Below are 23,632 nucleotides of genomic sequence, written 5' to 3' on the forward strand. Positions count from 1 at the left end.
TGGCGCTCAGCCGCGCCGCAGCGCGGTGCGGATCAGCCGGTTGACCAGCTTCGGGTACTCCAGCCCCGAGGCCGCCCACATCCGGGGGAACATCGACGACGGGGTGAAGCCCGGCATCGTGTTCACCTCGTTGAGGTAGACGTCCAGCTCCGGGGTGACGAAGAAGTCGACCCGGGCCAGACCGGCACAGTCCAGGGCAGTGAAGGCCCGGGTGGCGTACTCGCGCACCCGCCGGGTGACGTGCTCGGGCAGCTCGGCCGGGACGTCGTACTCGCAGACCTCGTCGGCGTCGATGTACTTCGCCTCGAAGTCGTAGAAGTCGTGGCCGGCGACAAGGCGCACCTCGGCCAGGACGGACGCCTCGGGCGCGCCGCCCGCCTCCCCCTCCAGCACGCCGCACTCGATCTCCCGCCCGACGACGGCCGCCTCGACCAGCACCTTCGAGTCGATCTGGCGGGCCGTGGCGATGGCCGCGTCGAGCTGCGACCAGTCGGTGACCTTGCTGATGCCGAAGGACGAGCCGGCCCGGGAGGGCTTGACGAAGACCGGCAGGCCGAGCCGCTCCTTCTCCTCCTCGGCGAGGGTCGCGCCGCTGCGCAGCACCGCGTACGGGCCGACCGGGATGCCCTCGGCGGCACAGAGCTTCTTGGTGAACTCCTTGTCCATCGCGGCGGCGGAGGCGAAGACGTTCGCCCCGACGTACGGGATGCCGGCCATCTCCAGCAGGCCCTGGATGGTGCCGTCCTCCCCGTACGCGCCGTGCAGCACCGGGAAGACCACGTCCACCCCGGCCAGCGCGCGGGGCCCCTCGGTCGGGTCGAGCACCATGAGGCCGCCACTGGTCGGGTCGGCCCGGAGCACCACCTCCGCCCCGGTGGCCGTGGTGATCTCCGGCAGCCGGCGGTCGGTGATCGCCAGGCGGGACGGGTCCCCGTCGGCCAGCACCCACTGCCCGGCGCGGGTGATCCCGACCGGCACCACGTCGAACTCGTCCGGGTCCAGCGCGCCGAGCACGCTGCCCGCGCTCACACAGGAGATGCCGTGTTCGGGGCTACGGCCACCGAAGACGATGGCGACGCGGGTCTTGCCTGGGGTGGTCACTGGCTTCATCTCCGGTTCGGCGAATGCGGTGGCCCGCGAGCCCGCTGACGGCGCTCGCCTGGTCGACCCTACTGTGCGTGGCGGCACGCCGGTGGCGATACCCGGACCGGTCGCCACCCTCACCGCAATCGGTCAACACGACATGTACGGTGCGTGACACCCCCGGCGAGGACGGCGGTGCGACGGCGGGCACTACCCTGCCCTGGTGACCGATGCCGACCCGTTGATCGCCAGTCTCACCGCCGCCGTCGACGCCCGTCCGGAGGACCTGCCGCTGCGCCTGCACCTGGCCGGGCTGCTGCTCGACGCCGGACGCGGCGGGGAGGCGATCGCGCACCTCGGGCAGGCGCTGACCCGCGACCCGGGCAACACCGGGGCGCAGGCCCTGATGCAGCGCGCGCTGGGCGTGCCCCCGGCCGGAGGTCGCACCCCGGGCGGGGACGGCACCGCAGGCGTGGGTGGCGCCCCGGGCGGGGACGCCAGCACCGGCGGGGGCACCCCGGCGCCGACCGTGTCTCCGGGCGCCCCGGCTTCCCCGGCCGATCCGCTCGCCGCGTACGAGCGGGAGCTGGCGGACGTCGTACCGCCCCGGTTCGTCCGGTCCGGGGACGAACCGGAGCCGGTGACCGGCGACGCGGACCGGGCGTACGACGTGGAGACCTCGACGGTGCGGCTGGCCGACGTCGGCGGCATGGAGGCGGTGAAGGAGCGGCTGGAGCTGGCCTTCCTCGGCCCGCTGCGCAACCCGGAGCTGCGCCGGATGTACGGCAAGAGCCTGCGGGGCGGCCTGATGCTCTACGGCCCGCCCGGTTGCGGCAAGACGTTCCTGGCCCGCGCGGTGGCCGGGGAGATGGGGGCGAAGTTCCTCTCCCTGTCCATCGTGGACGTGCTGGACATGTGGATGGGCAACTCGGAGCGGAACCTGCACGAGCTGTTCCAGGCGGCCCGGCGCAACGCCCCCTGCGTGCTTTTCCTCGACGAGGTGGACGCGCTGGGGCACAAGCGGTCCAAGGTCACCTCCAGTTCGATGCGGACGGTCGGCAACCAGCTCCTGGCCGAGCTGGACGGTATGGAGGGCAGCAACGAGGGCGTCTTCGTGCTGGCCGCCACCAACACCCCGTGGGACGTGGACGCGGCGCTGCGCCGACCGGGACGGCTGGACCGGATGGTGCTGGTGCTGCCGCCGGACGTGGCGGCCCGCCGGGCCATCCTGGAGTACCACCTGCGGGACCGGCCGATCGCCGGGATCGACCTGCGGAAGGTGGTGGCCGCCACCGAGGACTTCTCCGGCGCGGACCTGGCGCACCTCTGCGAGACCGCCGCCGAGTTCGCGATGGCCGACTCGGTACGCCGGGGCGAGGTGCGGATGATCGGCCAGGGCGACCTCGACCGGGCGCTGAAGGAGGTCCGGCCCTCGACGCGTCCGTGGCTGGCCACCGCCCGCAACGTCGCCATGTTCGCCAACGAGGGCGGCGTCTACGACGACCTGGTCGCCTACCTCAAGCAACGGCGGCTGCTCTGAGTCGGGTTCTCCCGGCGGCCCGGGGGCGCGCCGTGGAGCGGGATCAGCAGCTGCCGTAGCGGCGTCCGACCGCGATCACCTTGACCCGCTGCCGGCCGGCGCGGACCATGCCGAGCGCCATGAAGGCGCTGGCGATCCGGTCGGCGGCGGCCCGGCTGCTCGCGCTGACCACCTGCCGCCGCCGCTCCGGCATGATCCGCTCGTTGCGGACCGTGTCGTCGAGCGGACGGACGTCGGTGAGCACGACCAGGAACCGGGTCACCGGGGACCACCGCCGCTCCACCCGGGCCGCCGCGCGTCCCGGGCCGGGGGTGCCGCCGGCCCGTTCGCGTCGTACGGCGCGTGCCGCGCCACGCCACCCCTCGCGTGACGCGGCACGCCGTACCGGACGGCCGCTCCCGTCGTCCGGTCGTTTCCCGCGTGCCGCGCGCTCCCCGGCCCGGGCCGGCAGGGGGTTCGCGGACACCCGGGGTCAGGAGGCACGACGCACCTCCTCGGGCTCGGCGGTGGTGGCGGCGAGGCCACCGGAGGAGTCCCGGCAGACGTAGGCGAGGTTGGTGTGGATCCAGGCGCCCTCGTTGTCCCGTAGCACCGGGCACGCGCACCAGCGGCAACGCGACACCCGAGGCCAGCAACCGGTGGTCATCAGCTCCCCTTCCGGTGCGCCGTGGTGGGAGACACGTGGTGGTCGGGTGGGGGAGTAGGAACCCGACCACCACGCGTCTCATTTCCCCTCCGTCACTCACCGCCACCGTCGCCACGACCACCGGCGGTGAGGACTCCGACACAGCCTGACACCTCGAACAGCATGAATGCAACTCTCATGCACCTCTCTCTCATGCACGCATTCCCATGGATCTGTGCGACGATCGAGGCATGGCACCGAAGACCGCCCGGGCCCGTCGGCTCGGCATCGCGCTGCGCAGTCACCGGGAGGCGGCCGGCCTGACCCTCGAAGCCGCCGCAGACGAGATCAACAGCACCCGCAGCACCCTGTCCCGCTACGAGAACGCCCAGACGCTGATCAGTCCGGCCACCGTCCGGGCGCTGCTCACGCTCTACGGCGTCGGCGCGGAGGACATCGACGCCGCCGTCGCGCTGGCCAAGGACGCCCGCAAACCCGGCTGGTGGGTCTCCTACTCGTACGTCCTCGACAAACGCACCATCGACTTCATCGCGCTGGAGGCCGAGGCGAGCGCCATCGCCAACTTCGAGCCGTCCGTGGTGCCGGGCCTGCTCCAGACCGCCGACTACATCCGGGCGGTAATGCGGGGCGGCCCGCACACGCTCACCGACGAGGGGGTCGAGCAGCGGGTCAAGGCCCGGCTGGACCGGCAGCAGCGGCTCACCGGTCCGGAACCGCCCATCTTCGACGCGATCATCGACGAGGGCGCACTGCTCCGACCGGTCGGCGACCAGGCGGTGATGGCGACGCAGCTCGACCACCTGCTCAAGATGATCGAGCTGCCCAACATCACGGTCCAGGTCATCCCGCTGGTCGCCGGCTACCACCGGGGCACCCGGGGCTCCCTGCACATCCTGGAGTTCCCCGACCCGGAGGACCCGATCATCGCCTCGGTGGAGACGGTCGCCGGTCAGATGGTCCTCGACCGCCCCGGTGACCTGCGCACCTGCACCAAGATCATGGAACACCTGCGGAGCGTCGCGCTCAGCCCGGCGGCGAGCCGCGACCAGCTCGTCCGACTTCTGAAGGGACGGTAACGATGACACCGACGACCCACCCGGCGCTGGCCACGGCCCGGTGGCGCAAGAGCAGCCACAGTGGAGACGAGGGCGCCTGCGTGGAGATGGCGGTCGTCCCGGCCACGATCGCGGTGCGCGACTCCACGGGCACCGTTGCGGTGCGCGACTCCAAGGACCCGGACGGCCCGGTGCTCCTGTTCTCCCGACCCGCCTGGATCACCTTCGCCGGCGCCCCGCCGGCGTCGGCCCGGGCGTGACGGACCGGGCCCCTTCCTGCGCCCGACAGGAAGGGGCCCGCCCACCCGGCACGGGGCTCGCGGACGACGCGATCGGGGACGACGGTGGAGTCCCCGCGCAGGATCCGGCCGAAGGTCCGCCAGGAGCCCACGGACGCAGGACACTAGTCACCAGGGTTCGGGGTGCTCCGGCGGGAGAACAGCCGCCGCCAGCCGCGGGGCGCGGACGGCGCCGGGGACACCGGCCGAGGTTCGGGTCGAGGCGCAGGCGGGGCCGGATCGCCGACGTCGGCCCCGAGCTCCGGGTCCGTCGTCGGCTGACGGAGCCGGACCTGGAACCCGTCCGCGTACGCGAGCAGCAGCGGCTCCTCGCTGGCCGGCCAGCCGGCACGCACGGTGGTGCGGTACTGGACCGGGCGGTCGGTGAGCACCGCGGTGTCCGTCATCGGCCACCACCAGCCCACCGCCCGGACCACCCGGGCCACGGCGGCCAACTCGGGCGACGGCGGCATGCCGGCGATCTCGTACGCGCACCGGAAGGCGGCCAGGAACGGCACCGGGCGCCACGGGTCGATACCGCCGCCGTGCTCCTTGTCGTACAGCATCCACTCGGGGTCCGGCGGAAGCCCGACCGAGTCGATGACCGAGTTGATGAGCTCGCGTTGCACGCCGGGCGGCATGGCCCGGTGGAGAAGCCGGAAGTGCTCGGCGTCCACCCGGTCGTGGACGTCCCGTTCCTCGCCGTCGATCAGCGTGTCCAGCCTGTCGTTCACCGCCTTCCACAGGTCCGCGGCCGGGTAGACGTCGTCCACGTCGCTCCACATTCCGTACTGGATGGGACTGCCGAGGTGGCTCTCGAATTCGCTCCGGAGACGATCGACGAGGTTGCGCCAAATGATCTCGTGCCGTTTCTGTCGGCGGTAGAAGTAGGCGTGCATGTCGGCTTTCAGCACGTCCATGTCCTCCACCGTCCTGAACCAGGCGACGGGCTGGATGTCCTGCGGCGCGATCTCCGCCAGTCGGGCGACGATCCGCCCGGCGGCGGCACGCGCCGCCGGGTCGATGCGCTCCACGACGCGCATGGGGCGCACCCGTTCGCGGAACATCCGGGCGGCGAGCACGCCACCCAGCGGCGAGTCCATCCAGACGATCCGCGCCGGAGCCGGATGGCCCATCGCGGTGTACGCCTCCACCACCAGCGCCTCGGCCGCCGGCCGGTCGCACGGCTCGACCGAGCCGACGTGCCCCCGCCAGGTGGCCGCCTCCGCCTCGAGGAGCGCCTCTTCGTCAGCAGACAGATCCCTCGCGTACGACATGCGACCCATTATTCTCGATCAATTGATTCCTCACGTCACCTTCCGATCCGAGGCGCGAGACAGAAGGGCGACACTGTCGCGGGTGGCGCGAGGAATCGGAGCGCCGACGTGACCGGGATGCACCACGCGACAGATCAGGTGACGGCAGTTCCCCTCAACCCTCGGTCGCGGTCCCACCCGTCAGGCGAGCGGTCACCGCCGTGGCGTCGAGTTCCGCCGAACGGGTGACCGTCGGCACCAGGCCACACCGGGTCAGCTCGGCGCAGAACGTGTCGACCTGGCTCTCACCGACCTCCACCACCAGGTGCCCGCCCGGGGCGAGCCAACGTACCGCGTCCCCGGCCAACCGGCGCAGCACGGCGAGCCCGTCCGTTCCGCCGTCCAGCGCCACGGTCGGCTCGTGCAGGCGGGCCTCGGGCGGCATCAACTCCACCGCCGCCGTCGGCACGTACGGCGCGTTCGCCACGACCAGGTCCAGCCGGCCCCGCCAGTGGGCCGGCAGCGGGTCGAACAGGTCGCCCTCGTACACCGGCACGCCCAGCCCGGCCAGGTTGCGCCGGGCGCATCCGACGGCGACCGGGTCGACGTCGGCGGCGGCCTGCCAGCGGGGCCGCAGCCGCCGTGCCAGCAGCAGCGAGACGGCCCCGGAACCGCAGCAGAGCTCCACCACCGCCGGTTCCGGCCCGGCCACCGCCTCGGCGGCGGCGGCCAGCAACGCGGTACGTCGCCGGGGCACGAACACCCCCGGCGCGACGGACACCCGCAGGCCACCGAACTCGGCCCAGCCGAGCAGGTGTTCCAGGGGATCGCCGGCCACCCGGCGGTCGGCGAGCGCCGCCAGCGCGGCGGGTGAGTCGGCGGCGGCGATGAGCAGGTCCGCCTCGTCCTCGGCGAAGACACAGCCGGCGGCGCGGAGCCGACGGACGAGAGCGGAACGGTCGGACGTGGACGATGCCATGATGGCGCCCTACGCCGGGCGCACGGCGTCCAGGGCGGCGGTCAGGTCGGCCACCAGGTCGGCGGTGTCCTCCACCCCGCAGGAGAGCCGGACGAAGCCCGGCGCGGTGTCGTCGCCCCACTGGGCCCGCCGGTCGGCGGTGGTGTGCAGCCCGCCGAACGACGTGGCGGCGGCGACCAGCCGGGACGCCTCCACGAAGCGGGCGACCCGATCGGCGTCGCCGAGGTCGAACGAGACGATCCCCGGCAGCCGGCGCATCTGGACCGACGCCACCGGGTGGGCCGGGTCGTCGGGCAGCCCCGGCCAGCGCACCCCGGTCACGTCGGGGCGGCCGACGAGCAGCCTGGCCACCGCCTCGGCGTTCGCCGACTGCCGGGCCAGCCGCAGGTCCAGGGTGGCCAGCGAGCGGTGGGCCAGCCAGGCGTCGAACGCGCCGGGCACCGCGCCGGTGGTGGTGCGCCAGGCGGTCACCGTCTCCAGCAGGTGCGCCGACCGGCTGGCGACGTAGCCGAGGAGCAGGTCGGAGTGGCCGGTCAGGGCCTTGGTGCCGGAGGCGACCACCAGGTCCGCGCCGAGGTCCAGGGGACGCTGCCCGAGCGGGGTCGCGGTGGTGTTGTCCACCGCGAGCAGCGCCCCGGCCGCGTGCGCCCGCTCCGCCAGCGCGGCGATGTCGCAGACGTCCAGGCCGGGGTTGGCCGGGGTCTCCACCAGCACCAGGCGTACGCCGTCCAGCGCCGGGTACGGCCCGGCGGTCGGCACGAAGCGGACGTCCACCCCCGTCCCGGCCAGGGTCTGCGTGGCGAACGAGCGGACCGGGAAGTACCCGTCGGCGGGGAGCAGGACGGTGTCCCCGGGGCGCAGCACGGCCAGCAGCAGCCCGGTGATCGCGGCCTGTCCGCTGGCGAAGACCCGGCAGTCGCCCCCCTCCAGCTCGCCGATCGCCGCCTCCAGCAGCCGACGGGTCGGGTTGTCGGGTCGGCCGTAGCCGTTCGGGCTGGCCGCCGGCCCCTGCCACGGGTCGAGGTGGTACGGCGCGGCGAAGACCGGGCCGGGGAGGAACGGCTGGCCGGGGGCCGGTTCGGGCAGCCCGGCGTGCACACACCGGGTGCCGTCGGCCCAGTCCTCCGGGAACCCGCCCGGCCCCGGTGCCGCCCCGTCCGCCGGTCCGCTCGTCCGCTCCCCCACGTCCGCCCCCGTCCTACTCCGGTTTGGTCGTCCGGCTCATCAGGGCCCGGACCGCCAGGCGCGGGTCGACACCCTCGTGGCAGACCCGTTCGACCTGCTCGGTGATGGGCATCTCCACCCCGTGCGCGCGGGCCAGGTCGCGGATCGCCAGGCAGCTCTTGACCCCCTCGGCGGTCTGCCGGGTGGCCACCTGCGCCTGTTCCAGGGTCTCCCCCCGTCCCAGGTGCTCGCCGAAGGTGCGGTTGCGCGACAGCGGCGATGAGCAGGTGCCGACCAGGTCGCCCATGCCGGCCAGCCCGGCGAAGGTCAGCGGGTCCGCGCCGAGCGCCACGCCCAGTCGGGCGGTCTCGGCCAGCCCGCGGGTGATCAGCATGGCGCGGGTGTTGTCCCCGAACCCCATCGCGGTGGCGATGCCGTACGACAGGGCGATCACGTTCTTGACCGCGCCGCCCAGCTCGCAGCCGATCACGTCGTCGTTGGTGTACGGCCGGAAGTACGGCGTGGTGACCGAGCGCTGCACCAGCGTGGCCCGCCCGACGTCGGTGCAGGCGACGACGGTGGCGGCCGGCTGCCCGGCGGCGATCTCGGGGGCCAGGTTCGGGCCGGAGACCACGACCACCCGGTCCGCCGCCACCTTGGCGGTCTCCACGATCACCTCGCTCATCCGCTTGGTGGTGCCCAGCTCGATCCCCTTCATCAGGGAGACCAGCGTGGCGTCCGGCTCCAGGTGGCCGGCCCACTCGGCGAGGTTGCCGCGCAGCGTCTGGGACGGCACCGCCAGCACCACCACCTCGGCCCCGGAGATGGCCTCGGCCGCGTCGGCGGTGGCCGTCACCCGCTCGGGCAGGCGCAGGTCGGGCAGGTACTCCGGGTTCCGCCCCCGGTGCCGGATCTCCTCGGCGACCGGTCGCCGCCGTGCCCAGATCGCCACCTCCCGGCCCGCGTCGGCGAGAATCTTGGCGAACGCCGTGCCCCAGGACCCGGCCCCGAGCACCGCCACGTGCCCGCTCATCGCAGACGGATCCCGCCGCGTGCTCACACGCCACCCCCGGGTCGCTCGACGCCGTCCCGGCTCGCCTCGACGGCGCCCGGCCGCCCCGGACGCTCCCACAGCGGCGGGGGTGTGCCGCCCCGGATCCCGGCGAGCAGGTCGCGGATCCCGAGCATGATCTCGTCGGTCATCTCTTCCAACGTCGCTTTCGTCGGTGGCGCGTCCGCCCAACGGCCCAGGTCGACCGGCGGGCCGGCGGCCACCGTGACCGGGATGCGCGGACGCAGGCTCACCCGGTTCCGCCGGGGGTCGATGATCCGCTCCGGTCCCCACATCGCCACCGGGACCACCGGTGCTCCGGTGGCCAGCGCGAGCCGGGCCGCGCCGGTCTTGCCGCGCATCGGCCACAGGTCCGGCTCCCGGGTGAGCGTGCCCTCCGGGTAGACGACCACCGCGCCGCCCTCGTCGAGCGCGGCGACCAGGGCGTCGAGGGAGCGGGCCGCGTCGACGGTGCCCCGCTCGACCGGGATCTGGCGGCAGCGGCGCAGGATCGCCCCCACCACCGGCACCCGGAAGACGCTGGCCTTCCCGAGGAAACGCGGCCACCGGCCGGCGTCGTAGACGAAGTGCGCGGAGACCAGCGGGTCGGCGTACGAGAGGTGGTTGGGGACGATGATCACCCCACCGTCACGGGGGATGTGCTCCATGCCGGTCCAGGTGCGGCGGGTCCAGACGGTCATCACGGGCTTGACCACCACCACGGCGAACCACTGCCAGAAACCCAGCCTGCGCCGTGCCACCGTGCCTCCTCGTTCCGCCCGCCCCGCGACCGCGTCCACCGGTGACGCCCGCAGCGAAATCATGCCTGCTCCCCCCGGACGGGGCCAGCGAGGGTGCCGCACCCCGGCTGGGGCAGGATGAGCCGGTGAGCGAGCCGAGCTGGACCGTGGTGGTACCGGTGAAGCGCCTTGACGTGGCGAAGAGCAGACTACGCGGCGCGCTGCCGGGCGTACCGCACGAGGCCCTGGCCCTGGCCCTCGCCCTGGACACGGTCCGCGCGGTGCTCGCCTGCGACGCGGTGGCCGCCCTGCTGGTGGTGACCGACGATCCCCGGGCCGCCGCGGCGGTCCGCGCGGCGGGCGCCCGGGTGCTGCCGGACGCCCCGGACGCCGGGCTCAACGCCGCGCTGCGGCACGGCGCGGGGGCCGTCGACGGTCCGGTGGCCGGGCTCACCGCCGACCTGCCCGCCCTGCTCCCGGCCGAGCTGGGCGAGGCGCTGCGGGCCACCGCCGACACCCCGGGGGTACGCCACTTCGTCGCCGACGCCCCGGGCGACGGCACCGTGCTGCTCGCCGCGCCGGCCGGCGTGCCGCTGGACCCACGTTTCGGGGCGGGCTCGGCCGCCGCGCACGCCGCCAGCGGGGCGCTCCCCCTGGCCGGTGGCTGGCCGAGCCTGCGCCGGGACGTGGACACCCCGGCCGACCTGGCGGAGGCCGCCCGGCTCGGGCTGGGTCCGCACACGGCCGCGCTGGCCGCCCGTCGCCCGGCCGTCGCCCCGGGCTGACCCGCACGGGTGTACGGTGCGGGACATGCAGGGCACGGTGGCCACCTTCGACGGCACGACGCGCACCGGGACGCTGCTGCTCGACGACGGATCCGAGCTGTCCTTCCCGGCCCGCGCCTTCGACGCCTCCGGGCTGCGCCTGCTCCGCCTCGGCCAACGGGTCCGCGTCGACCGGGACGCCGCCGGCGAGATCGTCAGGGTGACCTTGCCGACCATGGACTGACCTGGCCTGCGCAAGTTCATTTCGTGTTCACCCTCGTCAGGTCATGATGGCGGGGTGAGCACCCCTCCGCGCCGCCGACCGGTCCGTCCGCGCCGTACCCCCGAGCCGTCCGGCCCGGCTGCCACGGAGACGGCCGACGGCGCGCCGGACGGCACCACCGACACCGCCGCTTCCCCGCTGCCCGGCGCCGCCCGGGGCGGCGGGGACGGGACGACCGCGAGCGACGTCGACGGCCGGATCAACGACGGACAGCCGGAACCGGGCGCCGGGGGCGCCGCGTCCGCCGGGGTGGAGGAGGTCGCCGACCCGGACCGGGTCGGGCCGGCCGACGCGGGCGCTCCGGCCGACGCGGGGCCGGGCGTTTCCGACCCCACCGGCGGCGGCCCGGCGGCCGAACCGCTGCCCGAGGACCGCTTCCTCAACCGGGAGCTCTCCTGGCTGGACTTCAACGCCCGGGTGCTCACCCTGGCCGAGGACCCGCGCACCCCGCTGCTGGAACGGGCGAAGTTCCTGGCCATCTTCGCCAGCAACCTGGACGAGTTCTACATGGTCCGGGTCGCCGGGCTGAAGCGACGTCTCCAGGCCGGCCTGCCGGTGCGCGGCGGCGACCGGATGCCGCTGCGCACCCAGCTCGACCTGATCGCGGAGAAGACCGCCGGCCTGGCCGCCCGGCACGCCACCTGCTTCGTCGACGACGTCCAGCCGAGGCTGGCCGCCGAGGACATCCACCTGCTGGACTGGTCCGACCTCGGCGACCCGGAGCGGGAGCGGCTGCGCACCTACTTCCGCGAGCAGATCTTCCCGGTGCTGACCCCGCTGGCCGTCGACCCGGCGCACCCGTTCCCGTACATCTCGGGGCGGTCGCTCAACCTGGCGGTGACGGTCCGCGACCCGCACGGCGGGACGGAGCTGTTCGCCCGGGTGAAGGTGCCGAACAACGTCCCCCGGTTCGTCCGGGTCTGCCGGGACCTGCCCGGGGTGCGGTTCCTGCCGGTCGAGGAGCTGATCTCGGTGCACCTGGGGCAGCTCTTCTCCGGCATGCAGGTGGTCGAGTGCCACCTGTTCCGGGTCACCCGCAACGCGGAGCTGGAGGTCGACGAGGACCGCGACGAGGACCTGCTCCAGGCCCTGGAGCGGGAGCTGGCCCGACGCCGGTTCGGCCCGCCGGTGCGCCTGGAGGTGGCCGCCTCCATCTCCGACCACATGCTGGAGCTGCTCGTCCGGGAACTGGACATGGACGCCACGGACGTGCTGCGGGTGCGGGGCCTGCTGGACCTCTCGGCGCTCTGGCAGCTCTACGGCGAGGCGGACCGCCCCGACCTGAAGGACCCGCCGTTCGTCCCGGCCACCCACCCCCGGCTCACCGAGGGCGAGGTGCCGCGCAGCGTCTTCGCCACGCTGCGGGACGGGGACGTGCTGGTGCACCACCCGTACCACTCGTTCGCGACCAGCGTGCAGCGCTTCGTCGAGCAGGCCGCCGCCGACCCGAACGTGCTGGCCATCAAGCAGACCCTCTACCGCACCAGCGGCGACTCCCCGATCGTCGACGCGCTGGTCGACGCCGCCGAGGCCGGCAAGCAGGTGGTGGTGCTGGTCGAACTGAAGGCCCGGTTCGACGAGGTGGCGAACATCGGCTGGGCCCGCACCCTGGAACGGGCCGGCTGCCACGTCGTCTACGGCCTGGTGGGCCTGAAGACGCACTGCAAGACCGCCCTGGTGGTCCGGCAGGAGGGCAACCAGATCCGTCGCTACTGCCACATCGGCACCGGCAACTACCACCCGAAGACCGCCCGGCTCTACGAGGACTTCGGCGTGCTCACCGCCGACCCGGAGATCGGCGCGGACCTGACCGACCTGTTCAACGTGCTCACCGGTTACAGCCGGCAGACCATCTACCGACGACTGCTGGTCGCCCCGCAGGGCATCCGGCGGGGACTGATCGAGCGGATCGAGCGGGAGATCGCGCACACCCGGCTCGGTGCGCCCGGCCTGGTGCAGTTCAAGGTGAACTCCCTGGTGGACGAGGAGGTCACCGACGCGCTCTACCGGGCGTCGCGGGCCGGGGTGCACGTGGACCTGATCATCCGGGGCATGTGCACGCTGCGGCCGGGCGTACCGGGGCTGTCGGAGAACATCCGGGTCCGGTCGATCCTCGGCCGGTTCCTGGAGCACTCCCGGATCTTCCGGTTCGGCAACGACGGCGCGGCGGAGTTCTGGATGGGCTCGGCCGACCTGATGCACCGCAACCTGGACCGTCGGGTGGAGGCGCTGGTCCAGGTGAGCGACCCGGTGGCCCGCGCCGAACTGGACCACGTGCTGACCGCCGCGATGAGCCCCGAGGTGGACGCGTTCGAGCTGGCCGCCGACGGCACCTGGAGCCGCCGGGAGAGCACCCCGGACGCGCCGTCGGAGCACCTCCAGGAGCTGCTGCTGCGTCGGGTCGGTGGCACCGCCGGCTGACCCGACGGCCGACATAGTCTGGGGCGATGGTCGAACAGGAGCGCAAGTACGCGGTGCCGGCCGACTTCCGGCTGCCGGACCTGTCCCCCGCCCTGCCCGCGGGTGGCCGGGTCGACAGTCCGGCACCGGTGACCCTGGTCGCCACCTACTTCGACACGACCGACCTGCGGCTGGCCCGGGCCGGCGTCTCGCTGCGGCACCGGGAGGGCGACGAGGTGCCCTGGACGGTGAAGCTGCCCACCGGCTCCCCCGGGGTCCGGCACGAGATCTCCCGTCCGGGGTCGACCGAGGCCGTGCCGACGGAGCTGGCCGAGCTGGTCACCGTGTACCACCGGGGTGCGCCGCTGGCCGCGGTCGCCCTGGTCAGCACGGTCCGGGACATCCGTCGACTGCGCGACGCCGACGGCGAACTGCTCGCCGAGGTGGTGGAGGACCGGGTGACCTCGTTGGCCGCCGAGGGTTCGACCCGCACGGTCGACCTGAGCTTCCGGGAGGTGGAGGTCGAACGCGGCAGCGCGGACGCCGATCTGCTGGACCGGGTGGACGAACTGCTCACCACGGCGGGCGCGCGGCTGGCGGAGTTCGTCCCCAAGCACGTCAAGGCGCTCGGCGCGGCGGCACGGAAGGCGCCGGACCTGGTCCCGCCCGGCGACGTGCCGGCGGAGCCGACCGCCGGTGACGTGGTCACCGAGGCGGTCCGGCGCGGCGTGCGCCGCATCCTCCGCTACGACCCGCTGGTCCGCCTCGGCGAGGAGGCCGGTGACGTCGACGCGGTCCGGAAGATGCGGGTGGGCACCCGGCGGCTCCGCAGCGACCTGCGCACCTTCGCCCCGCTGCTCGACGCCACCTGGGCGGATCCGCTCGCCGACGAGCTGCGCTGGCTCGGCGGGGTGCTCGGCGAGGCCCGGGACGTCGAGGTCCTCCGCGACCGGCTACGGCGTACCGCCGCGGCCGACCCGGTCAGCCCGCTCGACGCGGGCGCGCTGGACCGGCTGGACGCCGCGCTCGCCGCCCGGCAACGGCAGGCCGCCACCGAGGTGGCCGACGCGCTGCGTTCGCCCCGCTACGTCGCCCTGGTCGAGTCCCTGGTGGCGGCGGACCGTGCTCCCGGGCTGACGGGCAAGGCGGACGCGCCGGCGGGGAAGGTCCTGCCCCGGCTGGTCCGCAAGCCGTGGCGCCGGCTGGCCCACGGCACCGGCCGGCACGGCGGCGTGCCCGCGCTGGACCCGGTCGGGCCGGACGAGCAGTGGCACGACGTCCGCAAGGCCGCCAAGCGGGCCCGCTACGCGCTGGAGGCGGTCGCCCCGGTGCTGGGTACGGGTGCGGCGAAACTCGCCCGTGCCGTCCGGGAGAGCCAGACGCTGCTCGGCGCGCACCAGGACGCCGCCGTGGCCGCCGAGACCTGGACGGAGCTGGCGCTGGCGCACCCCGACGACCCGGTCCTGGCGGTGACCGCCGGCCGGCTGGCCGAGCGGGAACGGGCCGAGGTCCGCCGGGCCCGCGCCGACTTCCCGGACACCTGGCGTCGGGCGGTACGTCGCCGGAAGGGCTGGCTGCGGTGAGCGTGATCCGGGCGGCGGGCGGGGTGGCGTGGCGTCCCGCCACCGGCGGCGGGATCGAGGTCTGCCTGGTGCACCGTCCCCGGTACGGGGACTGGTCGCTGCCGAAGGGCAAGCTGGAGCCCGGGGAACACCCGTTGCTCGCCGCACTTCGTGAGGTCGCCGAGGAGACCGACGTCCGGGGGGTGCCGCAGGCCCGCCTGCCGAGCGTCTCGTACCGCAGCGAGGGCCGGCCGAAGGTGGTCGACTACTGGTCGCTGCGGGCGGGCGCCGACGGGGGCTTCCAGGCGGACACCGAGGTCGACGAGGTGCGTTGGCTGCCGGTGGCGGCGGCGCTGGAACTGGTGAGCTACCCGCACGACGCGCAGGTGCTGCACGCGTTCGCGGCCCTGCCGCCGGTGACCGGAACCGTGGTGCTGGTCCGGCACGCGCGGGCCGGCACCCGGGGCACCTGGTCCGGCCCGGACACCGCCCGGCCGCTCGACGCCATCGGGTGGGCGCAGGCGCGGACGCTCGCCCGGCTGGTGGCCGCGATCCGCCCGGTACGCCTCGTCTCCGCCGCGCCCCGTCGCTGCGTGCAGACCCTCGACCCGCTGGCCGAGTTGGTGGACCTGCCGATCGAGGTGGACCGTGACTTCGACGAGCCGGAGGCGGGGCAGCAGCCGGTGGAGCGGGCACTCGCCGCCGCGGCCCGGTTGACCGCGCTGGCGTCTCCGGACGGGCCGGTCGTGGTGTGCAGCCAGGGCAAGGTGATCCCACCGGCCCTGGAACGGCTCACCGGCCGGTCGGACGACTTCACCACCGCGAAGGGTGGCGGCTGGCTGCTGGCGTTCACCGCCGACGGTCTACTCCCGCCCGACCGTCTCTGAGCCCGGCCCCGCCCGGGCGTCCACCGGCCGGGGCCGGCGTCGCGACACCCGTCCGCCGCCCCGGCCCGTCAGCGGGCCGGGAACGACGAAGGGCGCCCACCTCGACGGTGGACGCCCCTCGGCCGGTGCGGGATCTAGCGGGTGGCGGTCTTCTTCGCCGGAGCCTTACGGGCCGGCGACTTCTTCGCCGCCGTGCTCTTGGCCGCCGTGCTCTTGGCCGCCGTGGTGCCGGCCTTTTTCGCGGCGGCCGTCTTCGTGGCCGTGGTCGTCTTCTTCGCCGCCGTGGCCTTGGTGGTGGCGCTCTTCTTCGCCGGCGCGGCCTTCGCGCCGGCCGCCTTGGTGCCGGCGGCCTTGGTGGTCGCCTTCGTCGCGGCCTTGGTGGCCGTCGCCGGGGCGGCCTTGGCCGCGGCGGTGGCCTTCTTCGTACCGGTGGCCTTGGCGCCGGCCGCCTTCGCCGTGGTGGCCTTCGTTCCGGCCGCCTTGGCCGTGGTGGCCTTGGTGCCGGTGGCCTTGGCTCCGGTCGCCTTCGCCCCGGTCGCCTTGGCCGCCGCCGTGGTCTTCGCGGCGGTCGTGGTCTTCTTCGCGGCGGTCGTGGCCTTCGGCGCCTTGCCGCTGGCCACCATCTCCTTGAACCCGGCGCCCGGACGGAAGGTCGGCACGGATGTCTTCTTGACCTTCACCGCCTCTCCGGTACGAGGGTTGCGGGCTGTTCGGGCAGCGCGTACGCGCTTCTCGAACGCTCCGAAACCGGTGATGGACACCTTCTCGCCCTTCGCCACCGCCGCCTGGACCTCAGCGAGGACCGCGTCGAGCGCCGCAGTCGCCGACTTCCTGTCCCCCAGGCGAGCGGCGAGCGCCTCGATGAGCTCGGCCTTGTTCACGACTTCCTCCCGATTGTGCAACTGACTCGACGCGAGCCATTCTGCGCGCACGGTATGCCCTCTGCTGCCTGGACACAAACATTCGGTGGAAAAAAGCCCTTGTGTCGTAACGGATTCGCCCCCGCCGGTGGAGGAGACGGGGGCGAAAACCCAAGGCGCGGGTGGGCCTTCCGGCTAGCTCAGGACGGGCAGGAACGGCAGCCGACGCGCCTCGTAGGTGCTGATCTCCGCCTCCTGACGGAGGGTCAGTCCAATGTCGTCCAAGCCTTCCATGAGCCGCCAACGGCTGAAGTCGTCCATGGGGAAGGACCAGGTGTCCGCCCCGACCCGGACCTCCCGCGCGGCCAGGTCGACGGTGACCGGGATGGTCGGGTCGGCGTCGAGTCGATCCCAGAGTTCTTCGACCGTCCTCAATTCCAGCTCGACCGGCAGTAGCCCCTCCTTCAAGGCGTTGCCACGGAAGATGTCACCGAAGCGAGGCGAGATCACCGCGCGGAAGCCCCAGTCCCGGAGCGCCCACACCGCGTGCTCCCGAGATGACCCGGTGCCGAACTCCGGGCCAGCGACGAGAATCGATGCTCCGGAATACGAGGAATCGTTCAGCACGAATCCCGGGTCCTCCCGCCAGGCGCTGAAGAGACCGTCGGCGAAACCGGTCCGGGTCACCCGCTTGAGGTACACCGCAGGAATGATCTGATCGGTGTCCACATTGGAGCGCCGCAATGGCACGGCGGTGCCGGTGTGTGTGGTGAACCTGTCCATCGTCCCAGTCATCCCTTCACAGATCGGCCGGCGCGGCCAGCCGGCCGACCACGGCGGTGGCGGCGGCGACCGGGGGCGACACCAGATGGGTACGCCCGCCCCGGCCCTGCCGGCCCTCGAAGTTGCGGTTGGAGGTGGAGGCGGACCGCTGCCCCGGCGAGAGGGTGTCCGGGTTCATGCCCAGGCACATGGAACAGCCGGCGAAGCGCCACTCCGCCCCGGCGTCGGTGAACACCTTGTCCAGTCCCTCCGCCTCGGCGGCCTGCCGGACCGCGGCGGAGCCGGGCACCACCAGCATCCGCACCCCGTCGGCGACCCGCCGGTCCCGCAGCACGTCGGCCGCCGCCCGGAGGTCCTCCAGCCGGCCGTTGGTGCAGGAGCCGACGAAGACCACGTCCACGGCGAGGTCGCGCAGCGGCGTACCGGGGCGCAGGTCCATGTACTCCAGCGCGCGACGCGCGGCGGTCCGTTCGGCCTCGTGGTCGAACTCGTCCGGGTCGGGCACCCGCTCGGCCAGGGGCGCGCCCTGGCCCGGGTTGGTGCCCCAGGTGACGAAGGGCGTCACCCGGGAGGCGTCCAGGGTCACCTCGGCGTCGAAGACGGCCCCCTCGTCGGTGGGGAGCGTCCGCCAGTACGCCACCGCGGCGTCCCAGTCGGCTCCCTGCGGCGCGTTCGGCCGACCCGCCAGGTAGGCGAAGGTCGTCTCGTCCGGGGCGATCATGCCGGCCTTCGCGCCCCACTCGATGGACATGTTGGCGATGGTCATCCGTCCCTCCATGGACAGCGACCGGATCGCCTCCCCCCGGTACTCCACGATGTGGCCGCGACCGCCGCCGGTGCCGACCTGCGTGATCAGCGCGAGAACCAGGTCCTTGGCGGTCACCCCGGGGCCGAGCTGGCCGGTGACGTTCACCGCCATGGTCCTCGGACGGGCCTGCGGCAGCGTCTGGGTGGCCAGGACGTGTTCGACCTCACTGGTGCCGATGCCGAAGGCGAGCGCCCCGAACGCGCCGTGGGTGGCGGTGTGCGAGTCGCCACAGACGATGGTCATGCCGGGCTGGGTCAGGCCGAGCTGGGGACCGATGACGTGCACGATGCCCTGGTTCTCGTCACCCAGCGGGTGCAGCCGGACGCCGAACTCGGCGCAGTTGCGGCGCAACGTCTCGATCTGGGTGCGGGAGGTCGGGTCGGCGATCGTGAGCAGGTCGCCCCGACGCTGGCGGAACGCCGGGTCGGCGTACCCGGTCGGGGTGTTGTGGTCCTCGGTCGCGATGGTCAGATCGGTACGCCGCACGGGGCGACCGGCCAGACGGAGGCCGTCGAACGCCTGTGGGCTGGTGACCTCGTGCAGCAGGTGCAGGTCGATGTAGAGCAGGTCGGGCTCGCCCTCGGCGGATCGCACGACGTGCGCGTCCCAGACCTTCTCGGCCAAGGTCTTTGGCTTCGGAGTGACTCCCACCATCTGGACATCCTAAATTCTGGGAGGTAAGTTTCGGCTTGTGGGACACAGTATGAGCGGTGTCGGCGTTCTCGACAAGGCGGTGGTCATCCTGGCCGCCTGTGTCGACGGCGCCAGCCTGGCCGAACTCGTTGAGCGCACCAAGCTGCCGAGGGCCACGGCCCATCGGCTGGCGCAGGCGCTGGAAATCCACCGGATGCTCGTCCGGGACACACAGGGGCGGTGGCGGCCCGGCCCACGCCTCGGTGAGCTGGCCAACGCCGCGCCGGACGTCCTGCTGACCGCGGCCGAGCCACTGCTGGCCGCCCTGCGGGATGCCACGGGCGAAAGCGCCCAGCTCTACCTACGCCGAGCCGACGAACGGGTCTGCGTGGCCGCCGCCGAGCGGGCCAGCGGCCTGCGGGACACCGTGCCGGTCGGCTCGGTCCTGCCGATGACGGCGGGCTCGGCGGCCCAGATCCTGCTCGCCTGGGAACCGCCGGAGGCGGTGATGCCGCTCCTGCCCCGGTCGAAGTTCACCGGCCGCACCCTCGCCGAGGTACGCCGCCGTGGCTGGGCGCAGAGCGTCGCCGAACGGGAGGCCGGTGTGGCGAGCGTCTCGGCCCCGATCCGCGACCGCACCGGCCGGGTGATCGCCGCGATCAGCATCTCCGGCCCGATCGAACGCCTCGGCCGCCGCCCCGGCGAACGTCACGCCATGGCCGTCGTCCGGGCCGGCCAGCGCCTCTCCGGCCTCTGACCCACCCGGCGCCCGCGCGGCCCGCTCCGCTCGCGCACGCGGTCGTGGAGGTGACGGTGGAGATCGACACCGTCACCTCCACGACCGGCGGAGGAGGAGTCGGCGCGGAAGGGCCCGAACGGAAACGGCCCGTCCCCCGGAGTGGGAGACGGGCCGACATGGTAGCCCCGACCGGATTCGAACCGGCGCTACCGCCTTGAGAGGGCGGCGTCCTGGGCCGCTAGACGACGGGGCCAAGACTTTTCCTGCTTCACCACCCTGCCGGGCGGTGCCGCCGTAGTCTAACCATGTCCCCCGGGTCGAGTGTCGACCGGGTGGGACCGGGTAGACCCGGCAGAAGCGAAACAGCCCGCCCCGCTGAATGACACGGGACGGACCGGTGACGCTGTAGCCCCGACCGGATTCGAACCGGCGCTACCGCCTTGAGAGGGCGGCGTCCTGGGCCGCTAGACGACGGGGCCAGAACTTCTCCTGCACCGCCACCCTCGCGGGCGGCGATGCTGCACTCTAACAGAGATCGAACTCCCGTCTCCGTGTGGAGGCGGGAGGCGAACTCCGCCAGAATCCAGCGTCCGAGGCTCTCTCGAACCTCGGTTGCGCTGGGGTACCAGGACTCGAACCTAGACTAACTGAACCAGAATCAGTCGGGCTGCCAATTACCCCATACCCCATTGGTGCCCTGCGGCACCGGATCGGCACCTTCCGGCACCGGGGAGAAACTTTACTCCACCGGTGCCGACAGGCCAAATCGGGTTACCGAAACCGCCCTTGAGCTGCGATTTCACCCGCCGCACCGGCGGTCAGAGCGAGACCACCGGGTTCGAGAGTTCCCCGATCCCGTCGATACGTACCGTGACGGTATCCCCGTCCAGGAGCGGACTAACCCCGGCCGGGGTGCCGGTCAGGACGACGTCCCCGGGCAACAGCGTCATCACGTGCGAGACGTACGACACCAGGGACGGCACGTCGAAGACCATGTCCTTGGTCCGGCCCAGCTGACGGACCTCCATCTCCTCCGGATCGCGACCGACCTCACAGCGGATCTCCAGGTCACCGACGTCCAGTCCGGTGGTGATCCAGGGCCCGAGCGGACAGAACGAGTCGAAGCCCTTCGCCCTGGTCCACTGCCCGTCGTTGCGTTGCAGGTCCCGCGCGGTCACGTCGTTGGCGCAGGTGTAGCCGAAGATGGCCCGCTCGGCGGCGGCCCGGTCGGCCCGCCGGGCGCCGGGCGGCCCGATCACCACGGCCAGCTCCGCCTCGTGCTCGACCTGCGTGGAGAAGATCGGCAGCCGGATCGCGTCCCGCGGCCCGATGACGCTGGTGGAGGGTTTGAGGAAGAGCAACGGCTCCTTCGGCACCTCGCTGCCGTGCTCGGCGGCGTGCTCGGCGTAGTTGCGGCCGACGCAGACCACCTTGCTGGGCAGGATCGGCGAGAGCAGGCGGACGTCCGACAGGGCCCACCGGGCCCCGCTGAACTGGATCTGCCCGAACGGGTGCCCCTCGATCTCGGCGATGGTGAGACCCTGCGGCCCCGCCCCCGGCTCCCCCTCGACGGCTCCGAACGACATTCCCTTGGCATGAGCGAAACGAGCGATACGCACGCAGCCAATCTAGCCCCGCCGCCCAGGCCACGGGCACCCCGCCACCGGCCGGCGCAGCGTACCGGCGCCGCTGGTCGGGCGGGCCGGGTTCGGCACTTTCCATCCGAGCGGTACGGCCGTCCCCCTAGCGTCGGCCCCGGGAGGTGCGTTCGTATGCCTGCATCGACACGACCCCACCGGACCCTCGCGGTGCTCGTCCACTGCCTCGGTGTCCTCACCGCGCTGCCGGCGCTGCCGACACCCGATCCGCCACGTGCGGCGCTGACCCCGGTGGTCGCACCCGCGTCACCACCGGCCGTGGTCACACCCACGTCACCACCGGCCCCGGTGGTCGCCTCCGCGTCACCACCGGCCCGCACGGCGCTCGCGGAGCCGGCCCGGCCGGCCGCTGCGGCCACCGCCGGTCCGGGCACCCGGGCCACGCCGGGCGCAGGCTCCACACCGGGCGCCGGGAGCCCGTCGACGCACCACGGAGCGGACCGGGGGGCGCCACCGGCGGTCCGGGTCCGGGTCGCCCCCGCCGGCACGCCGGCGCCGGCCTACCGGATCGAGGTACGCAACAACGGCAACGCCCCGGTCGCCACCACGGTCCGCCAGGAACTGCCGCCCGGCTCGTCGGCGACCACGGTCAGCGCCGGGGGGCGGACGACCCGGTCCGCCGGCCGGGCCGACTCGGCCGAGGTCACCTGGCGGCTCACCCTGCCGGCCCGGAGCACCACGACCCTGAACACCGCGCTGACCGCCGCCGTGGATCGGCCGTTGACCGCGCCGGCCTGCGCCTTCGACGGTTCCGGCAACCGGCCGTACGACTGCGCGACGGCGACCTGGCAACAGGCCGTCAAGCCCGGGGCCGACGCCGAGCCGCCGCCGCTCTGGCAACGCCCCACCACCGTCCTGGCGGCAGGCGCGCTGCTGCTGGCGGCGTTGGCCGCCACCGGCTGGTGGCTGCTGCGCCGACGCCGCCGGATGCCCGACGCGACGACCGGACGTTTCGGCACCGATCCCGACCGCACCGGCCGCCCGGACAGCCGGGGCACGGTGTACCCGCGCCCGGCGGTGCCGTCGCCCGCGTACCGCCGCCGCCGGCCGCCGGTCTGGCTGGTGGTCGGGATGGCCCTGGCGATCCTGGCGGGGGTGGTCGGCGCGGCGGCCTGGACCGCGACCACGCGGGTCGCCGCGATCGACACCGGCGCGCAGCCCACCAGCGGCGCGTGGACCGGACAGGGACACGCCGGCCCGCTCGGGGTGCCCCTGCGGGAAGCGGCGTTCGAGTTCACCGTCTACGGAATGGCCTGCGACCCGGCGACGGCCCGGCGCCGCTGCCAGGCGACGGTCGGGGTGCGCAACCTCACCCCGCAGCAGCAGGTCTGGCATGGGGAACTCCAGCGCGCCTACCTGCCGGACGGCCGGTGGGTCACCGCCGACGAGCCGGCCACCCGGGCGGCCAACCAGGGGCGGGACGTCTTCGCCGAGCCCGTGGCGGCCGACCAGCGGATGCTGGTGCCGTTGGTCTTCACCGTCGGTGGACCGGAGCCGCCGAACCAGGTGGAACTGCGTAGCGGGGTGTTCTCCGCCGGGGTGCGGGTGGACGTGCCCTGACCGCGACGCGGGGCGGCGGTCGTACCCTGGGATCCGTGACCGCCGCCCTCGCCACCGTGCTCGACGCGCCGATCTGGCGGGCCCGCCGTCAGGCACACGAGGAGCGGGTCGACGCCTGGCTGGCCCCGCACCTCGCCCGGCGGCGTGACGGCGTCCGGCACCCGGTGGAGGACTTCCTCTTCACCTACTACTCGTACCGCCCGGCCCACCTGCGCCGCTGGCATCCGGGGGCCGGGGTGGAGCTCCGGGACGCCGACCCGGCCGAGTTCGGCCCGGACTACCGCGCCACCGCCGCCGGGGTCACCCTCGACCACGACGCGGTACGCGCCCGCCGCGCCGACTCCCTCGACTGGATCCGGGACCTGCTGGTCGCCACCGCCGGGCGGCCGGCGCACCTCGGCTGCTTCGGCATGCACGAGTGGGCGATGGTCTACCGGCAGACCCAGGAGGAGCTGCGCCACAACCGCTGGCCGCTGCGGCTCGGTCCGGAGCGGACCGCCGCGGTCGTCGACGAGCGGGGCGTCCGGTGCAGCCACTTCGACGCGTACCGCTTCTTCACCGCGCCGGCCCGCCCGCTGAACGTGCTCACCCCGACCCGGGAGAGCCAGCACGCCCTGGAGCAGCCGGGCTGCCTGCACGCCAACATGGACCTCTACAAGTGGTCGTACAAACTCTCCCCACTGGTGCCCGCCGAACTCGTCGCGGACTGTTTCGCGCTGGCCCGGGAGATCCGCACCCTGGACATGCGGGCCAGTCCGTACGATCTGGCCGCCCTCGGATACCCGCCGGTGCGGGTCGAGACGCCGGAGGGGCGGGCCGAGTACGTCGCCGCCCAGCGTGGCTTCGCCGAACGTGCCACCGTGCTCCGCGCCCGCCTGCTCGCCGCCCTGGGATGAGCGGGCC

23 protein-coding genes and 3 tRNA genes are annotated in these 23,632 nt (G+C 73.7%); 11 read left to right on the top strand and 15 right to left on the bottom strand.

The genetic code is table 11. The features are described 5' to 3' along the window. Positions 1-6 precede the first annotated feature (6 nt). Positions 7-1,101 (bottom strand): D-alanine--D-alanine ligase family protein, encoded by a 1,095-nt coding sequence (locus GA0070618_RS02830; RefSeq protein WP_088980228.1) that lies wholly within the window; start codon positions 1,099-1,101, stop codon positions 7-9. 205 nt (positions 1,102-1,306) lie between these two features. Here GA0070618_RS02830 and GA0070618_RS02835 point away from each other — a divergent pair, with 205 nt between their 5' ends. Next, positions 1,307-2,623: an ATP-binding protein gene (locus GA0070618_RS02835; protein ID WP_088980229.1), complete on the top strand. Its 1,317-nt coding sequence runs from the start codon at positions 1,307-1,309 to the stop codon at positions 2,621-2,623. A gap of 43 nt (positions 2,624-2,666) precedes the next feature. Here the strand turns inward: GA0070618_RS02835 and GA0070618_RS35450 are convergent, their stop codons facing one another. Next, complete coding sequence (locus GA0070618_RS35450; protein WP_414467551.1) at positions 2,667-3,089, bottom strand: hypothetical protein; 423 nt, start codon at positions 3,087-3,089, stop codon at positions 2,667-2,669. Between the two features lie 6 nt (positions 3,090-3,095). After that, positions 3,096-3,269: a hypothetical protein gene (locus GA0070618_RS33875; RefSeq protein ID WP_170107884.1), complete on the bottom strand. Its 174-nt coding sequence runs from the start codon at positions 3,267-3,269 to the stop codon at positions 3,096-3,098. Positions 3,270-3,499: 230 nt separating this feature from the next. Here GA0070618_RS33875 and GA0070618_RS02845 point away from each other — a divergent pair, with 230 nt between their 5' ends. Both GA0070618_RS02845 and GA0070618_RS02850 read left to right on the top strand, forming a co-directional pair. Then, a complete protein-coding gene (locus tag GA0070618_RS02845; protein ID WP_088980230.1) occupies positions 3,500-4,345 on the top strand; it encodes a helix-turn-helix domain-containing protein in 846 nt (281 codons plus the stop codon). Between the two features lie 2 nt (positions 4,346-4,347). Next, complete coding sequence (locus GA0070618_RS02850; RefSeq protein WP_088980231.1) at positions 4,348-4,584, top strand: DUF397 domain-containing protein; 237 nt, start codon at positions 4,348-4,350, stop codon at positions 4,582-4,584. Positions 4,585-4,727: 143 nt separating this feature from the next. Here the strand turns inward: GA0070618_RS02850 and GA0070618_RS02855 are convergent, their stop codons facing one another. The 5 genes from GA0070618_RS02855 to GA0070618_RS02875 form a co-directional block, all read right to left on the bottom strand. After that, positions 4,728-5,879, bottom strand: a complete 1,152-nt coding sequence (locus GA0070618_RS02855) for a DUF6745 domain-containing protein (protein WP_088980232.1) — start codon at positions 5,877-5,879, stop codon at positions 4,728-4,730. A gap of 154 nt (positions 5,880-6,033) precedes the next feature. After that, entirely contained in the window at positions 6,034-6,837 is an 804-nt protein-coding gene (locus GA0070618_RS02860) for a putative protein N(5)-glutamine methyltransferase (RefSeq protein ID WP_088980233.1), read from the bottom strand. 9 nt (positions 6,838-6,846) lie between these two features. Continuing rightward, on the bottom strand, positions 6,847-8,022 hold the full coding sequence (locus tag GA0070618_RS02865) for a cystathionine gamma-lyase (RefSeq protein ID WP_088980234.1): 1,176 nt from the start codon (positions 8,020-8,022) through the stop codon (positions 6,847-6,849). A gap of 13 nt (positions 8,023-8,035) precedes the next feature. After that, entirely contained in the window at positions 8,036-9,034 is a 999-nt protein-coding gene (locus tag GA0070618_RS02870; protein ID WP_088980235.1) for an NAD(P)H-dependent glycerol-3-phosphate dehydrogenase, read from the bottom strand. Positions 9,035-9,057: 23 nt separating this feature from the next. Continuing rightward, positions 9,058-9,813 (bottom strand): lysophospholipid acyltransferase family protein, encoded by a 756-nt coding sequence (locus GA0070618_RS02875; protein ID WP_088980236.1) that lies wholly within the window; start codon positions 9,811-9,813, stop codon positions 9,058-9,060. A 125-nt stretch (positions 9,814-9,938) separates the two neighbouring features. Between GA0070618_RS02875 and cofC the strand changes: the two genes are divergently transcribed. The 5 genes from cofC (at position 9,939) to GA0070618_RS02900 (ending at position 15,688) form a co-directional block, all read left to right on the top strand. After that, positions 9,939-10,577 carry a 2-phospho-L-lactate guanylyltransferase gene (gene cofC, locus GA0070618_RS02880; RefSeq protein ID WP_088980237.1) on the top strand — a complete coding sequence of 213 codons (639 nt, stop codon included), beginning with the start codon at positions 9,939-9,941 and terminating at the stop codon, positions 10,575-10,577. A gap of 25 nt (positions 10,578-10,602) precedes the next feature. Further along, positions 10,603-10,800: a cold-shock protein gene (locus GA0070618_RS02885; RefSeq protein WP_172900250.1), complete on the top strand. Its 198-nt coding sequence runs from the start codon at positions 10,603-10,605 to the stop codon at positions 10,798-10,800. Between the two features lie 288 nt (positions 10,801-11,088). Then, positions 11,089-13,260, top strand: coding sequence for an RNA degradosome polyphosphate kinase (locus GA0070618_RS02890; protein WP_414467595.1), 2,172 nt, complete (start codon positions 11,089-11,091; stop codon positions 13,258-13,260). 26 nt (positions 13,261-13,286) lie between these two features. Beyond that, the gene (locus GA0070618_RS02895) at positions 13,287-14,822 is read left to right on the top strand and encodes a CYTH and CHAD domain-containing protein (protein ID WP_088980240.1); all 1,536 of its coding nucleotides are present in this window, start codon (positions 13,287-13,289) and stop codon (positions 14,820-14,822) included. Then, positions 14,810-15,688 (top strand): bifunctional NUDIX hydrolase/histidine phosphatase family protein, encoded by an 879-nt coding sequence (locus tag GA0070618_RS02900; RefSeq protein ID WP_088985245.1) that lies wholly within the window; start codon positions 14,810-14,812, stop codon positions 15,686-15,688. The genes GA0070618_RS02895 and GA0070618_RS02900 overlap by 13 nt, the downstream gene beginning before the upstream one ends. 134 nt (positions 15,689-15,822) lie before the next feature. On the opposite strand, the gene GA0070618_RS02905 is transcribed toward GA0070618_RS02900, so the two are convergent. The 3 genes from GA0070618_RS02905 to leuC form a co-directional block, all read right to left on the bottom strand. Continuing rightward, complete coding sequence (locus GA0070618_RS02905) at positions 15,823-16,569, bottom strand: HU family DNA-binding protein (protein WP_172900251.1); 747 nt, start codon at positions 16,567-16,569, stop codon at positions 15,823-15,825. A gap of 174 nt (positions 16,570-16,743) precedes the next feature. Beyond that, positions 16,744-17,331 (bottom strand): 3-isopropylmalate dehydratase small subunit, encoded by a 588-nt coding sequence (leuD, locus tag GA0070618_RS02910; RefSeq protein WP_088985246.1) that lies wholly within the window; start codon positions 17,329-17,331, stop codon positions 16,744-16,746. Between the two features lie 16 nt (positions 17,332-17,347). Continuing rightward, positions 17,348-18,793 (bottom strand): 3-isopropylmalate dehydratase large subunit, encoded by a 1,446-nt coding sequence (leuC, locus tag GA0070618_RS02915; RefSeq protein ID WP_088980242.1) that lies wholly within the window; start codon positions 18,791-18,793, stop codon positions 17,348-17,350. 49 nt (positions 18,794-18,842) lie between these two features. Here leuC and GA0070618_RS02920 point away from each other — a divergent pair, with 49 nt between their 5' ends. Continuing rightward, a complete protein-coding gene (locus GA0070618_RS02920) occupies positions 18,843-19,529 on the top strand; it encodes an IclR family transcriptional regulator (protein WP_088977837.1) in 687 nt (228 codons plus the stop codon). A gap of 159 nt (positions 19,530-19,688) precedes the next feature. Here GA0070618_RS02920 and GA0070618_RS02925 read toward each other — a convergent pair. From GA0070618_RS02925 to GA0070618_RS02940, 4 genes are all read right to left on the bottom strand, one after another. Then, positions 19,689-19,764: transfer RNA gene (locus tag GA0070618_RS02925), tRNA-Glu, on the bottom strand. 153 nt (positions 19,765-19,917) lie between these two features. After that, a tRNA-Glu gene (locus GA0070618_RS02930) sits at positions 19,918-19,990 on the bottom strand. Positions 19,991-20,128: 138 nt separating this feature from the next. Further along, positions 20,129-20,200: transfer RNA gene (locus tag GA0070618_RS02935), tRNA-Gln, on the bottom strand. 129 nt (positions 20,201-20,329) lie between these two features. Beyond that, a complete protein-coding gene (locus tag GA0070618_RS02940; RefSeq protein ID WP_088980243.1) occupies positions 20,330-21,130 on the bottom strand; it encodes a fumarylacetoacetate hydrolase family protein in 801 nt (266 codons plus the stop codon). Between the two features lie 153 nt (positions 21,131-21,283). Between GA0070618_RS02940 and GA0070618_RS02945 the strand changes: the two genes are divergently transcribed. Both GA0070618_RS02945 and GA0070618_RS02950 read left to right on the top strand, forming a co-directional pair. After that, on the top strand, positions 21,284-22,729 hold the full coding sequence (locus GA0070618_RS02945) for a hypothetical protein (protein WP_088980244.1): 1,446 nt from the start codon (positions 21,284-21,286) through the stop codon (positions 22,727-22,729). Positions 22,730-22,764: 35 nt separating this feature from the next. Continuing rightward, positions 22,765-23,625 carry a 3-methyladenine DNA glycosylase gene (locus GA0070618_RS02950; protein WP_088980245.1) on the top strand — a complete coding sequence of 287 codons (861 nt, stop codon included), beginning with the start codon at positions 22,765-22,767 and terminating at the stop codon, positions 23,623-23,625. The last annotated feature ends 7 nt before the right edge of the window (positions 23,626-23,632 follow it).

This window comes from Micromonospora echinospora (genome assembly GCF_900091495.1).
Taxonomy (GTDB): Bacteria; Actinomycetota; Actinomycetes; order Mycobacteriales; family Micromonosporaceae; genus Micromonospora; species Micromonospora echinospora.

Coding starts and splice junctions, on each gene's coding strand:
- GA0070618_RS33875 (WP_170107884.1), bottom strand. CDS start 3,269: ATGACCACCGGTTGCTGGCCTCGGGTGTCGCGTTGCCGCTGGTGCGCG.
- GA0070618_RS02845 (WP_088980230.1), top strand. CDS start 3,500: ATGGCACCGAAGACCGCCCGGGCCCGTCGGCTCGGCATCGCGCTGCGC.
- GA0070618_RS02850 (WP_088980231.1), top strand. CDS start 4,348: ATGACACCGACGACCCACCCGGCGCTGGCCACGGCCCGGTGGCGCAAG.
- GA0070618_RS02855 (WP_088980232.1), bottom strand. CDS start 5,879: ATGTCGTACGCGAGGGATCTGTCTGCTGACGAAGAGGCGCTCCTCGAG.
- GA0070618_RS02860 (WP_088980233.1), bottom strand. CDS start 6,837: ATGGCATCGTCCACGTCCGACCGTTCCGCTCTCGTCCGTCGGCTCCGC.
- GA0070618_RS02870 (WP_088980235.1), bottom strand. CDS start 9,034: ATGAGCGGGCACGTGGCGGTGCTCGGGGCCGGGTCCTGGGGCACGGCG.
- GA0070618_RS02885 (WP_172900250.1), top strand. CDS start 10,603: ATGCAGGGCACGGTGGCCACCTTCGACGGCACGACGCGCACCGGGACG.
- GA0070618_RS02895 (WP_088980240.1), top strand. CDS start 13,287: ATGGTCGAACAGGAGCGCAAGTACGCGGTGCCGGCCGACTTCCGGCTG.
- leuD (WP_088985246.1), bottom strand. CDS start 17,331: ATGGACAGGTTCACCACACACACCGGCACCGCCGTGCCATTGCGGCGC.
- leuC (WP_088980242.1), bottom strand. CDS start 18,793: ATGGTGGGAGTCACTCCGAAGCCAAAGACCTTGGCCGAGAAGGTCTGG.
- GA0070618_RS02920 (WP_088977837.1), top strand. CDS start 18,843: ATGAGCGGTGTCGGCGTTCTCGACAAGGCGGTGGTCATCCTGGCCGCC.
- GA0070618_RS02945 (WP_088980244.1), top strand. CDS start 21,284: ATGCCTGCATCGACACGACCCCACCGGACCCTCGCGGTGCTCGTCCAC.